12 protein-coding genes are annotated in these 12487 nt (G+C 73.4%); 5 read left to right on the top strand and 7 right to left on the bottom strand.

The features are described from left to right. Nucleotides 1–20: 20 nt before the first annotated feature. Nucleotides 21–1487 (bottom strand): NADH-quinone oxidoreductase subunit NuoF family protein, encoded by a 1467-nt coding sequence (locus O7598_RS06805; RefSeq protein WP_091058830.1) that lies wholly within the window; start codon nt 1485–1487, stop codon nt 21–23. Beyond that, nucleotides 1484–3199, bottom strand: coding sequence for a hypothetical protein (locus O7598_RS06800; RefSeq protein WP_269690508.1), 1716 nt, complete (start codon nt 3197–3199; stop codon nt 1484–1486). The genes O7598_RS06805 and O7598_RS06800 overlap by 4 nt, the downstream gene beginning before the upstream one ends. A 296-nt stretch (nt 3200–3495) precedes the next feature. On the opposite strand from O7598_RS06800, the gene O7598_RS06795 reads away from it, so the two are divergent. After that, nucleotides 3496–4941 (top strand): alpha-amylase, encoded by a 1446-nt coding sequence (locus O7598_RS06795; RefSeq protein WP_269690507.1) that lies wholly within the window; start codon nt 3496–3498, stop codon nt 4939–4941. A gap of 74 nt (nt 4942–5015) precedes the next feature. Beyond that, the gene (locus O7598_RS06790) at nt 5016–5900 is read left to right on the top strand and encodes a L,D-transpeptidase (protein WP_269690506.1); all 885 of its coding nucleotides are present in this window, start codon (nt 5016–5018) and stop codon (nt 5898–5900) included. Nucleotides 5901–5978: 78 nt separating this feature from the next. Here the strand turns inward: O7598_RS06790 and O7598_RS06785 are convergent, their stop codons facing one another. From O7598_RS06785 to O7598_RS06770, 4 genes are read right to left on the bottom strand one after another with little or no spacing between them, the layout of a single operon-like run. Further along, nucleotides 5979–6599, bottom strand: coding sequence for a response regulator transcription factor (locus tag O7598_RS06785; RefSeq protein WP_269690505.1), 621 nt, complete (start codon nt 6597–6599; stop codon nt 5979–5981). Beyond that, a complete protein-coding gene (locus O7598_RS06780; RefSeq protein WP_269690504.1) occupies nt 6596–7744 on the bottom strand; it encodes a sensor histidine kinase in 1149 nt (382 codons plus the stop codon). The genes O7598_RS06785 and O7598_RS06780 overlap by 4 nt, the downstream gene beginning before the upstream one ends. Nucleotides 7745–7773: 29 nt before the next feature. Next, nucleotides 7774–8580 carry an ABC transporter permease gene (locus O7598_RS06775; RefSeq protein ID WP_269690503.1) on the bottom strand — a complete coding sequence of 269 codons (807 nt, stop codon included), beginning with the start codon at nt 8578–8580 and terminating at the stop codon, nt 7774–7776. Between the two features lie 19 nt (nt 8581–8599). After that, the gene (locus O7598_RS06770) at nt 8600–9487 is read right to left on the bottom strand and encodes an ABC transporter ATP-binding protein (protein ID WP_269690502.1); all 888 of its coding nucleotides are present in this window, start codon (nt 9485–9487) and stop codon (nt 8600–8602) included. Between the two features lie 174 nt (nt 9488–9661). Here O7598_RS06770 and O7598_RS06765 point away from each other — a divergent pair, with 174 nt between their 5' ends. Then, on the top strand, nt 9662–10522 hold the full coding sequence (locus O7598_RS06765) for an alpha/beta hydrolase (RefSeq protein ID WP_269690501.1): 861 nt from the start codon (nt 9662–9664) through the stop codon (nt 10520–10522). A 39-nt stretch (nt 10523–10561) separates the two neighbouring features. After that, a complete protein-coding gene (locus tag O7598_RS06760; protein WP_269690500.1) occupies nt 10562–10978 on the top strand; it encodes a VOC family protein in 417 nt (138 codons plus the stop codon). Here the strand turns inward: O7598_RS06760 and O7598_RS06755 are convergent. After that, on the bottom strand, nt 10975–11247 hold the full coding sequence (locus tag O7598_RS06755; protein ID WP_269690499.1) for a hypothetical protein: 273 nt from the start codon (nt 11245–11247) through the stop codon (nt 10975–10977). The two genes, O7598_RS06760 and O7598_RS06755, sit on opposite strands and share 4 nt — an antisense overlap. Before the next feature lie 97 nt (nt 11248–11344). Here O7598_RS06755 and O7598_RS06750 point away from each other — a divergent pair, with 97 nt between their 5' ends. Continuing rightward, nucleotides 11345–12484 (top strand): site-2 protease family protein, encoded by a 1140-nt coding sequence (locus tag O7598_RS06750; protein ID WP_269690498.1) that lies wholly within the window; start codon nt 11345–11347, stop codon nt 12482–12484. Nucleotides 12485–12487: the final 3 nt, after the last annotated feature.

Raw genomic sequence — 12487 nt, 5'->3', positions numbered from 1 at the left:
CTCCTGGTGTGGTCGGCCGGCTACTCGGACTTGACCAGCCGCAGCGCGAGTTCGGGGCAGACCTTGACCGCCTTGAGCGCGCCCTCGCGCAGCCAGGTCGGCACCGGGGTGGGCGGGAAGGCCGGGTAGCCGTTGCCGTCGAGCCGGATGAAGTCCGGCACCACGTGCGCGCAGAGCCCGTGCCCGTCGCAGCGGGACCAGTCCAGGGTGAGTTTCTGCGGGTTGCCGTCGGGCGCTCCGGGCAGGCCCATCACGCCCTTGACCCGCTTGCCGCAGCCCTCCCCGGTGGCGTGCAGCCGCAGGTCGTCGGCGAACACCTCCATGGCGGAGAGCGCGAACCGGGCGGTGCCGTCGGGGTGGCTGCACGCGCCGCGCCCCTTCACGTCGCCGGCCGCCGCCCGGACCAGTTCGATCGGCGCGCTGCCGGAGACCGCGAGGTCGACCGAGCGGGCCAGGTCGGGCAGGCCCATCTTGCACGGCCCGCACTGCCCGGCGGACTCGCCGGCCAGGTAGCGGACCACCTGGGCGGCCTCGCCGAGCGGGCAGGTGTCGACGCCGAGCGGCACGATGATGCCGGCGCCGAGCGTGCCGCCGACGGCGGTGAGCCCCCGGCGGGAGACCTCGGCCCGCGCCGCCGCCTCGGCGGTGATCCACTTGCCGTGGTAGCCGCCCATCAGGATGCCCGGGCCCGGCGGCACCTCGCACAGGTCGAGGATCTCCCGCAACGGGGTGCCGGCGGCGCACTCCACCACGGCCGGCCGCTTCGCCGACCCGGTGACGGTGAGCAGCACCGTGCCCGGCTCGTCGTCGGTGCCGAGCGCCGCGTACTCGTACGGGCCGATCCGGGCGGCGATGGCGAGCTGGGCGTAGGTCTCGGCGTTGGAGAGCAGGGTGGGCAGCCCGTTGACGCCGGAGTCGCTGGAGCGTTTCTTGGTGCCGGGCGGGATGTGCGGCAGGCCGTTGATGCCGTTGACCAGCGCGCCGCCCTCACCGGAGATGAACCGGTGCGGCACGGTGACGATGGTGGTCGGCACCGGCATCCGCCGTTCCTGCAGCGCCTCGGTGAGCGAGGGCCGGCCCACGTCGTCGTCGGCCACCCCGATCACGATCTCCTCGGCGTCCAGCGCGAACGCGGCCAGCGCGGCACCGTCCAGGATGAGGTGCGGGGCCCGGGTGAGCAGCACCTTGTCCTTCCAGCTGGCCGGCTCCCCCTCGGTGGCGTTGACCACCACCACGGCGGCGAGGTCCTGCCGCTCGCAGGACTCCAGCACCGCGCGCAGCTTGCGGGCGAACGGGAAGCCGGCGCCGCCCTTGCCCTTGAGGTCGATCGCCTCGGCGAGCCGCAGCAGCGCGGCCGGCTCCATCGGGCCGATCGGGCCGTGCACCTCCTCGTGGGCGAGCAGGTCGAGCCGGCCGAACTCGGAGAAGCCGGCGGTCAGGCGGGGCTCCCCGACGCAGGCGACCGGCGGGACGGTCGTTCGCATCACCGGGCCTCACCTCGCAGCCCGGCCCAGTACGCGCCGTCGACCGCGTCCGCGTCGGCCTTCTTGCGCCGCCCGGAGCGGGTCTCCTTGGTGGCGCGCATGGCCCGGCGGGAGGCCAAGTCGACGAGCGTCGGGGTGTCGTCGACGAACGCGTCGTCGTCGGCGGCGTAGCGGGCCGGCGGGCGCCAGTAGTCCGGCTCCTCGGGCACGTCCTCCTCGTCGCGGTAACGCCGGCCGGTACCGCTGAGCGGCTCGGCCGAGATCGGGCCGGCGGAGATCGGGCCGGCGGAGATCGGGCCGGCGGAGATCGGCTCGTCCGCCCAGCGGCGCGGGCTGTCCCACGGCTCCTCCGCCTCGTCCGTCGCACGCGGCGGGGCCGAGTAGCGGGCCACCTCGGCCGGGGTGGCGTACCGGCCGCTGTCCGGCGGGGCGGAGTGGCGGCCACCGGTGTCCGGCGGGGCGGAGTGCCGGCCACCGCTCTCCGGCGGCGCGGAGTACTGCGCGGCCTCCTCCTCGACCCGGGCCCGGCGGCGACGGGACCGTTCTCCGTCGCGTCGGCCGACCGTCTCCATCTCCTCGGTGTTCCGCCGGACCGCGGGCACCCGCTCGGCGTCCCGGCTCCGGCGCGGCTCACGCTCGTCGTCGCGTACCCGGGTGGTCACCCGCTCGTCGTCCCGGCGGCGTGAGGTGCGCCGCGCGGCCGGGACCTCCTGGGTCCGGGCGCGGCGTTCCGGCTCGGCCGGCTCCTCGGTGCGCCGCCGGGCGGCGGCCGCACGGACCGGCTCGCGCAGCGACCCGGGCTCCGGCACCACCGGTACGGCGAACCGCTCGGGGTCGCGTCGCCGGGCGGTGCCGGCCGGCGCGGTCCAGGTGGCGGTGGCCTCGGCCCAGCGGCCCTTGCCGGCGCCGCTCTCCTCCTTGCCGGCGGTCTTCTTGCTCTTCAGGACCGCGAACACGCCGGTGCGCTCCTCGCCCTTGCCGGCCATCGCCTTGTTCAGCGCGACGGCCTGGTGCTGTTCGCGGCTGCGCTTGCCGAGGTGGACGGAGACGCGCACCAGCAGCGCCACCACCACGAGCAGCACGCAGGCGAGGTAGCTGAGCACCACCCAGCCCGCCGCCGCCCGACCGGCGTTGAGGCCGTGGAAGAGCGCGAACGGCCAGGAGACGTAGGCCATCGAGTGCAGCGAGCGCCAGAACCACTTGGGGCCGACGCCGGCGAACCGGACCCGGACCAGACCGGTCCAGAGCACGCCGACCATGAGCAGCGCGGCGACGGTGCCCAGCCCGACGTAGAGGCCGTTGCCGCCGACGAACGGCACCACCAGGTCGGTCGGTCCGGCCCGGCCGATCGCGATCTTGGTGATGACGTGGAAGACCAGCCCGACCACGCCGAGTACGCCGGTGGCCCGGTGCGCCGACTGGAGCAGCACCCGGTGGCGGATGAGCAGCACCAGCCGGTCCGTGGCGAGCAGCCCCAGCATCACGGTGAGGCTGAGCGAGACCAGGGTGACCACCCCGGCGAAGAACTCGGTGAAGAAGAAACCGTACGAGTACATGGCGCCGCCGGCGCCGGCCAGTTCCGCACCCGCCCACGCGAGGCCGAGCACGGAGGCGACGAGTGCCACCATCGCGGACTTCGACATGGTCCGGACACCACGGCTGCTGGTGGTGGTCCGGACGGTCGTCGCCTTCTCGTTCTGCTGTGCCCGGGCCATCTGCTCCTCGATCGTCTCGCGGCGGCGCCCCCACCGGCCGACCCTGCTCCCACCTCAGGTACGGAGCGACGGCCCGGACGGATCACCTCCGGTGGCGAATTTCTCGACCGGATCCTCGAACCGTCCCGACCGGACGCGCGTGTAGCGCGGTACGCAACGACGGATGCCCATGCGTTGACATTTCTTGCAACATGCTCGTAACCTTGCGGAAAATTTCAATGTCGGCTGCAAGAAGCCGGCACCGACGCCCTCCCCAGGCTCCACTCCCACTCCCCCGCACCCCCGTAGGAGTCCTGATGCATCGACGCCGATGCCGCGCGATCGGGCTCGCCGTGGCCCTCGCCGCGAGCCTGCTCGTCCCGACCACCGTGGCGGCACCCCCGGCCGTCGCCGCCCCCGCCGGCGGCAAGAAGGTCATCGTCCAGCTCTTCGAGTGGAACTGGACCTCGGTGGCAAGCGAGTGCACCAGCACGCTCGGCCCCAAGGGCTACGGCTACGTCCAGGTGTCCCCGCCGCAGGAGCACGTCAACAGCAGCCCGTGGTGGGTGTCCTACCAGCCGGTCAGCTACCGGATCGAGTCCCGCAAGGGCACCCGCGCCCAGTTCCAGTCCATGGTGAACACCTGCCACAACGCCGGCGTCAAGGTGATCGTCGACGCCGTGGTCAACCACATGTCCGGCCAGGAGAACGGCGGCACCGGGTGGGCCGGCACGTCGTACGGGCACTACAACTACCCGGGCACCTACTCCTCGCAGGACTTCCACTACTGCGGGCGCAACGGCAACAACGACATCGCCAACTACAACGACCGGTACGAGGTGCAGAACTGCGAGCTGGTCAACCTCGCCGACCTGAAGACCGAGTCCGACTACGTCCGCACCCGGCTCGCCACGTACCTCAACGACCTGCTCTCGCTCGGCGTGGACGGGTTCCGGCTGGACGGCAGCAAGCACATGCCGGCCGCCGACATCGCGGCGATCAAGGCGAAGCTGTCCCGCCCGGCCTACCTGGTGCAGGAGGTCATCTACGGCGCGGGTGAGCCGGTCCAGCCGACCGAGTACACCGGCAACGGCGACGTGCACGAGTTCCGGTACGGCAAGGACCTGGCCCGGATGTTCAACAGCGAGCGGCTCGCGTACCTGAGGAACTTCGGCGAGTCCTGGGGCTACCTGCCGGGCGGTTCGGCGGTGGTCTTCACCGACAACCACGACACCCAGCGCGACGGCGGCGTGCTCACCTACCGCGACCGCGGCGAGTACGCCCTGGCCAACGCGTTCATGCTGGCCTGGCCCTACGGCACCCCGGCGGTGATGTCGAGCTTCACGTTCGGCAACAAGGACCAGGGCCCGCCCTCGGACGGCAGCAACCGGATCACCAACACCACCTGCTACTCCGGCTGGGAGTGCGAGCACCGCTGGCCGGTCATCGCCAACATGGTCGGCTTCCGCAACGCCACCGAGGGCGCGGCGGTCGCCAACTGGTACGACAACGGCTACCAGCACATCGCGTTCAGCCGGGCCGGTAAGGGCTACCTGACGGTCAACGACGAGGACTCCGCGGTGAGCGGCCGGTCCTACTACACCGGGCTGCCGGCCGGGCGCTACTGCGACGTCATGCACGGCACGTTCAGCAACGGCTCGTGCAGCGGACCGGTGGTCACGGTGGACTCGTCGGGTTGGTTCGCCGCGACCGTCAACGCGCACGACGGGATCGCCATCCACGTCGGAGCGAAGGTGAGCTGACCTCGCCGTTTGTCGGAAGCCCCCGTGCCGCAGTTCGCGGCGCGGGGGCTTTTTTGTGGGATAGAGTCAGTTTCGTGCCTTTCGACCAGATTACCGGGCGGCGGATACCCGGCTGGCTGTTCGCCGCGCTCGGCGTACCGCTGCTGCTGGCCACCGCACTGCTGGTCGGCCGCGCGCTGGCCGGCCCCCCGGCGCCCACGCCGGTCGTCGCCGCACCCGCCACCGCCACACCGTCGCCGCGCGGCCCGTCGACGACGGAGTCCGTCCCGCCCGCCGCACCCGCGCCGGCCACGCTGCCGGTGATCACCTACGACCCGGCGCCCCGCGGCTTCCCCGCCGACCCGGCCCCGGCGGACACCCGACCGCTGGGCGAGGGCGCACGCCCCAACGGGAAGGTCGCCGCGTACGACGCGCCCGGCGGCCGCCCGCTGGCGTTCCTCGCCCCGACCATCAGCGACGTCCGGCTGACGATGCCGATCGTGGAACGCCGCGCCGGCTGGACCGCGGTGCTGCTCCCGTCCGCCAACCGCACCATCGCCTGGCTGCCGGCCGGCGGCTGGACCACCGTGGCGCTGCGCGACCAGATCGTGGTGGAACGCCGCACCCACCGGCTCACCTGGCTCCGGGACGGGCGCGCGGTCCACACCTGGCCGGTCAGTCTCGGCATGGCCGGCCAGCTCACCCCGCTCGGCCGCACGTTCGTCCTCGGTCGGACGCCGCCCCCGCAGGACGTCTACGGCGGCGTCGACATCTTCGCGCTCGGCGCGATCCCCGACGACCCGGACGCGGTGCCCACCGGCCTACGCGGCGCCCACATCGGACTGCACACCTGGTACAACGACGACACACTCGGCGAGAACGTCACCAACGGCTGCATCCGGCTGACCCGTTCCGCCCAGCGCCAACTCCTCGCCGCCCTGCCCCCCGGCACCAGCCTCGTCGTCGTCGACCGCGTGTAAGGAGGGGCCCCCTTTTAACAGGTGGGCGTGAGAAGGGGCCCCTTCTCTACCGCAGGCGTTAACAGGGGGCCCCTCCTTCTACCCGAGCAGCCAGCCGTTGGCCTCGGCCAGGCGGACGGCGTCGGCGCGGTTGCGGGCGCCGGTCTTACCGATCGCCGACGACAGGTGGTTGCGGACCGTGCCCTCGGAGAGGTGCAGCGTCGCGGCCAGCTCCGCCACCGTGCCGCCGCCCCGGGCCGTCCGCAGCACCTCGGTCTCCCGCTCGGTCAACGGGCTCGACCCGGTCGCCAACGTCTCGGCGGCCAGCGTCGGGTCGACCACCCGCAGGCCGGCGTGCACCCGGCGGACCGCGTCGGCGAGCTGACGGGCCGGGGTGTCCTTGACCACGAAGCCGTTCGCGCCCGCCTCCATCGCCCGGCGCAGGTAGCCGGGCCGGCCGAACGTGGTCACCACCAACACCCGGCAGTCGGGCAGCGCGGACCGGAGCGCGCCCGCCGCGGCCACCCCGTCCATCCCGGGCATCTCCACGTCGAGCAGCGCCACGTCGGGCCGGGTGCGCAGCGCCGCCGGCACCACCTCGTCGCCCCGACTCACCTCCGCCACCACGGTGAGGTCCGGCTCCAGCGACAGCAGCGCGGCCAGCGCGCCCCGGACCAGCGCCTGGTCGTCGGCGAGCAGCAGCCTGATCGACCCGGTCACCCGCGGGCCCTCCCGTTCGTCTGCGGCACCGTGACCCGGAGCAGGAAGCCCCGCCCACCGGGCGCCCGGGCCACCGTCACTGTCGCATCCAACCGGCCGGCCCGCTCGCGCAGCCCGACCAGCCCGTGCCCGGCGCCCGCCGGTTCGCCGGCCGGCCCCCGGCCGTCGTCGCCCACCTCGACCGCCGCCGGGTCGACCCGGATCACGCAGCGCCGCGCGCCGCTGTGCCGCACCACGTTCGTCACCCCCTCGCGGACCGCCCAGCCGAACAACTCGTCCCGGTTCGCCGGCAGCTCCGGCACCGTCTCCGGCAGCTCCGCGACGATGCCCGCCGCGGCCAGCGCCGACCGGGCGCCGGCGAGTTCGGAGGCCAGATCCACCCCGCGGTACGCCCCGACGGTGCCCCGCACGTCGGCCAGCGCCTCCCGGGCCAGCCGCTCCACGTCGGCGATCTCCACGGCCGCGCGGGCCGGGTCCAGCTCCAGCAGCCGGCCGGCCAGCTCGGCCTTGACCGCCACCACGGTGAGCGAGTGCCCGAGGATGTCGTGCAGGTCCCGGGCGGTGCGGGCACGTTCCTCGGCCACCGCGAGCCGGTGGATCTCCTGCTGCGCGGCCTGTAGCTCGCCGTTGCGCTGGGCCAGCCGGCTCACCCCGAACATGGCGAACGACGCGAGCAGCACCGCGAACACCACGGTGCTCTCCGACTCCCAGCCGGAGACGAGGCGCGACGTCACCGGCGGGGTCGCCGCGGCCAGCACCACCACGACCAGGGACTCGACCGACGGCAGCAGGAACACCGCGGCGGCGGCCACGAAGACCAGTGTGGCCAGCCAGTCGCCGTCGGTGCCCGGGATACCGGCCAGGCCGAGCGCGAGCAGCAGCGCGATCAGCAGTCGGGCCCGGCCGGCCGGGATCGGAAGGTGCCGTTGCCGGCGGCTCCGACCCCACTCGAAGATCAGCACGTACGCCACGGCGAACGCGAGCACCGAGCCGAGGCCGAGCAGGCGTCGCCACAGCTCCGGCTGGTGCAGCGCGGTGACGAACGGGATGTTGAGGAAGAAGAGCCAGACCGCCGCCAGCAGCCAGCCGGTGAACCGCCAGTGGCGGCGGTTCACCGGCCGGGCCGGGGCGGTCGGCGACGTCACGCCCACCACGCTAGTGCCCGCCGCCCCGGTCAGACCCGGGTGGTGTCGCGGCGGAACAGGCGGGCCGCGCCCAGACCGAAGAAGGCGGTCCAGGCGGCGACGTTGGCGACCGCCGCCCAGTCCACCCCGGTGCCGGTCAGCGGCGCGCGAGCGAGCTGACCGACCCCGTACACCGGGGTGAACTTGGCGATCTGCTGCATCACGTCGGGCAGCAGATCGAGAGGAACGAACAGACCGCCCAGCATGGCCAGGATGGCCAGTGCCGGGCCCATGAACTGCATGACGTTCTCGGCCGGGGCGAGGTAGCCGACGAACAGACCGAACGCGGCGAAGACGAGCGAGCCGATCCAGGCGGTCAGGCCGGACTCCAGCCAGACGTGTGCCGGCAGCCGGACCCCGGAGGCGGCGCCGACGGCGAACTCGACGAGCACGCCGAGCAGGCCCAGCACCATGGCGGTGGCCACCTTCGTGGCCACGTACGCGGCAGGACGCAACGGGGTGAGCCGCAACTGCCGGCTCCAGCCCAGTGCGCGCTCGGTGGCCACGGCCGCGCCGGCGCTGGTGGTGGCGACCATGGCGGCGTACACGGCCAGGCTGATCATGATCCAGCCGGTGACCGGCAGGCCGTTGTCCAGCTTCTCGCCGCGCGAGGGCAGTCCGAACAGGAGGAAGAACACCGCCGGCATGACCAGGATGAACATCAGGGTGCGGCGGTTGCGCAGCACCCGGCGGATCTCGATGGCGAGCACGCCGGCGGAGAAGCCGCCGAGGGCGGGCGGCCGACGGTCGGCCCGGCGCGGGTCGGTGGTGGTGTCGGGCGAGGTGGTTGCGGTCATGGCGAGGCTCCCGGGCAGGTCAGGCGGCGGTCAGGGCGAGGAACGCGTCCTCGAGGTTGCGCGAGGTGATCTCCAGATCCCGGGCGTCGGTCCGGGTCAGCAGGTGCCGGGCGACGACGTCGGAGTCCTCGCTGTGCACGAGGATCGCGTCGCCGCGTACCTCGACCGAGCGGACCCCGGGCAACGCGGCGAGCGCGGCCTGGTCGGCGCCGGGCAGGGTGGCCCGCACGACCCGGCCGGCGGCCAGGTTCTTGATCTCGGCGGTGGTCCCGTCGGCGACCACCCGGCCCTGCCGGACCAGCACGATCCGGTCCGCGTACGCGTCGGCCTCGTCCAGGTAGTGGGTGGCGAACAGGACGGTCCGGCCGGAGCGGGCGTCGGCGCGGATGGCCTGCCAGAAGTCCCGCCGGCCCTCGACGTCCATGCCGGTGGTCGGCTCGTCCAGCACCATCAGGTCCGGGTCGGGCAGCAACGCGAGGGCGAACCGCAGCCGCTGCTGCTGGCCGCCGGAGCACTTGCCCACCGGCCGGTCGGCGATCTCGGCGATGCCGGCGCGCTCCAGCACCTCGGCCACCGGTCGGGTGTGGCCGTAGAAGTGCGCGGTCATCCGTACCGTCTCGGCGACCGTGAGGTCCTTGAGCAGGCCACCGGTCTGCATCACGGCGGCGACCCGGCCGTGCCGGACGGCGTCGGCCGGGCTGCCGCCGAGGACCCGGACGGTCCCGGCGTCCGGCCGGGCCAGGCCGAGCAGCATGTCCACGGTGGTGGTCTTGCCGGCGCCGTTGGGGCCGAGGAAGGCGACCACCTCACCGGGGGTGATCCGCAGGCTGAGCCCGTCGACGGCGGTCACCGGGCCGTAGGTCTTGGTGAGTCCGGCCAGTTCGACGGCCGGTGCGGTGTCGGTCATGCCAACGATGCTCCGGCCTGCGGCGGTCCGGCCTCCGGAGCGGCCGTCACCTTCCGCCCATTACATTTGTCAGGCATAAGGAGGGGCCCCTTGTTAACGCCTCCGGTAGAGAAGGGGCCCCTTCTCACCGAGCCGCGCCGGGAGTGAGGGGCGCCGGGGCGGGTAAACCGCGGGATGGGCGTACCGACCGGACGCGTCGACACGATCGTGCTCATCCACGGCCTCTGGATGACCTCGCGCAGCTGGGAGCACTGGGCCGACCGCTACGCGGCACGCGGCTTCCGGGTGCTCACCCCGGCCTGGCCCGGTATGGACCGCGAACCGGCGGAGCTGCGGGCCGACCCCACGCCGATCGCCGGCCAGCGGATCGCCGACATCGTCGACCACTACGCGGCGATCATCCGGGAGCTGCCCCGGCCGCCGATCGTGATGGGGCACTCGTTCGGCGGCCTGGTCGCCCAACTGCTGCTGGACCGCCGGCTCGGCGCCGCCGTCGTCGGGGTGCATCCCGCGCCGGTCAAGGGCGTGCTCAAGCTGCCACTGAGCACGCTGCGCTCCGGGTTCTCCATCCTGCACAACCCGGCCAACCGGCACCGCGCCGTGCCGTTCACCGCCGAGGACTTCCGGTACGCCTTCGGCAACACGCTCACCCGCGCCGAGTCCGACGCCGCCTGGGAGCGGTACGCCGTCCCCGGCGCCGGCCACGTGCTGTTCGAGGGCTCCTTCGCCAACCTGGACCCGAACGCCGCCACCGAGATCGACCGCAAGCGCGCCGACCGAGCCCCGCTGCTGATCACCGCCGGCGGCGAGGACCACGTCATCCCGCCGTCGCTCGCCACCAGCCTGGCCAACCTCTACCGCAGCTCGACCGCGATCACCGGCTACCGGGAGTTCCCCGGCCGGTCGCACTTCGTCGGCGGCGAGCCGGGCTGGGAGGAGGAGGCCGACTTCGCGCTGGAGTGGGCCGTCGAGGCGGCCAACGAGTTCTCCCCCACCGTGGTCGGCGAGGCACCCCGACGCAACCGCGCCGGGTAGCGGTCACCGGGTGACCGCCATCGCGGGCACGCTCGGGGCATGAGTCTTGATCGCGCGGGGTCCAGGATCGACCACCTCAACATCGCCGTGCCCGACCTCGCCACCGCCGTGGCCTTCTACGAACCGGTGCTGGCCAGCATCGGGATCACCAAGATGCTCCAGATCCCACCGAACGCGACCCCGAACCAGCCGACGGCCATGACCGGCTTCGGGCTGGCCGGGGTCAAGCCGTACTTCTGGCTCGTCGACGGCGGCACGGTCGGCACGAACATGCACCTGGCCTTCACCGTCGACACCCGCGAGGACGTCGCCACGTTCCACCGTGCCGCGCTCGACGCCGGGGCCACGTCGCTGCTGCCGCCCGCCGTGCACCCCGAGTACCACGACGACTACTACGGCGCGTTCGTCCAGGATCCGCACGGCATCAACCTGGAGGCGGTCTGCCATCGGAGCTAGGCACCTGCGTCGCCGAACTGGCGCAGCCACCGCATGTTCCGGTCGTGCTGCTCGTCGCTGATCGGCGGGTGCTCCGCCAGCCGGCGGCGAGCGCGTTCGACGCTCTCGTCGGTAACCGCGTAGCCGTGCTCTGCCCACCGGACCCGCAGCCCGTCCGCTCGCATCTTCCGCCGCAGGACGTCCGCGATGAAGGCGGATGTCCTGCCGGGTGAACGCTGGACGTACTCGGCAACGTCGTCGGGCAGGCTGAGGCTGATGCGCCGCGTCATGGTCCCAGCATCGCTGGTGCCCGCTTCGTGGCGAGCGCGGCGCGCTCAGCACGGTGGGGACTGGTGTGGGGGTGGGTGGGGCGGGTATCACTGAGCGATGAGGGCGAGTTTCCGGCTCGGAAAGGTCGCCGGCGTACCTGTCGGCGTCAACTGGAGTGTCCTGGTCATCTTCGTACTGATCGCCTGGACGCTGTCGGGCAGCCTGTTCCCGCGCTCGTACCCCGGCCACTCCGCACTGGCCTACCTCGCGGCCGGCCTGGCCGCCGCGGTGGTCTTCTTCCTCGGCCTGCTCGCCCACGAGGTGTCGCACGCGGTGGTGGCCAAGCGCAACGGCATCGAGGTCGAGGGGATCACCCTCTGGCTCTTCGGCGGTGTCGCCGAGCTGAAGGGCGAGGCCAAGGACCCGGGCGCTGAGCTGCGGATCGCCGGCGTGGGCCCGCTGGTCAGCCTGGTCATCGGCGTGGTGTTCGGCGCGATCGCGGTGGCCGTGGCGGTGGCCGGCGGGCACGGGCTGCTGCTCGGCGCGCTGTCCTGGCTGGCCGGCATCAACGTGCTGCTGGCGCTCTTCAACGTGCTGCCGGCGGCGCCGCTGGACGGCGGCCGGCTGCTGCGCGCGGCGGTGTGGAAGGCCACCGGCGACCGGACCCGCGCGTCGGTGGTGGCCGCCGGCGCCGGCCGGGTGCTGGGCATCGTGCTGATCGGCCTCGGGCTGTGGCGGTTCCTCAGCGGGGCCGGGTTCGGCGGGCTGTGGCTGGCGCTGATCGGCTGGTTCCTGATCGGCGCGGCCGGGCAGGAGGAGCGGCAGGCCCGGATGGGCGACGCGCTGCGCGGCATCCGGGTCGGCGACGTGATGACGCCGCAGCCGCAGACCGCGTCCGGCGACCTGACCGTGGCCGACTTCGTCGACCACTACCTCTTCGCGTACCGGCACTCGGCCCTGCCGCTGACCGAGAACGACCGGCCGGTCGGCCTGGTCACGCTCGACCGGGTACGCGGCGTCGCGGCGGACCGCCGCCCGTCGACCACCCTGGCCGAGGTGTCCTGCCGGGCCGACGAGCTGGTGCTGGCCCGCCCGGACGAGCAGCTCACCGAGCTGCTCCCCCGGCTGAACGAGTGCACCGACGGCCGGGCGCTGGTGGTGGTCGACGGCCGGCTGGTCGGGATCGTCTCGCCCAGCGACATCAGCCGCGCCGTGCAGCGCGGCAGCCTGCGCCCGCAGTCACCCGCCGGCCGCTGACCG

The organism is Micromonospora sp. WMMC241 (assembly GCF_027460165.1).
In the GTDB taxonomy this organism is placed as follows: Bacteria; Actinomycetota; Actinomycetes; order Mycobacteriales; family Micromonosporaceae; genus Micromonospora; species Micromonospora humi.
Note: the sequence above shows the minus strand (reverse complement) of the source record. Positions and strands in the feature narration are given on the sequence as shown.

Bases quoted from the DNA above. Each gene is read 5' to 3' on its own strand.
- O7598_RS06800 (WP_269690508.1), bottom strand. From the start codon at position 3,199: ATGGCCCGGGCACAGCAGAACGAGAAGGCGACGACCGTCCGGACCACC.
- O7598_RS06795 (WP_269690507.1), top strand. From the start codon at position 3,496: ATGCATCGACGCCGATGCCGCGCGATCGGGCTCGCCGTGGCCCTCGCC.
- O7598_RS06775 (WP_269690503.1), bottom strand. From the start codon at position 8,580: ATGACCGCAACCACCTCGCCCGACACCACCACCGACCCGCGCCGGGCC.
- O7598_RS06770 (WP_269690502.1), bottom strand. From the start codon at position 9,487: ATGACCGACACCGCACCGGCCGTCGAACTGGCCGGACTCACCAAGACC.
- O7598_RS06765 (WP_269690501.1), top strand. From the start codon at position 9,662: ATGGGCGTACCGACCGGACGCGTCGACACGATCGTGCTCATCCACGGC.
- O7598_RS06760 (WP_269690500.1), top strand. From the start codon at position 10,562: ATGAGTCTTGATCGCGCGGGGTCCAGGATCGACCACCTCAACATCGCC.
- O7598_RS06755 (WP_269690499.1), bottom strand. From the start codon at position 11,247: ATGACGCGGCGCATCAGCCTCAGCCTGCCCGACGACGTTGCCGAGTAC.
- O7598_RS06750 (WP_269690498.1), top strand. From the start codon at position 11,345: ATGAGGGCGAGTTTCCGGCTCGGAAAGGTCGCCGGCGTACCTGTCGGC.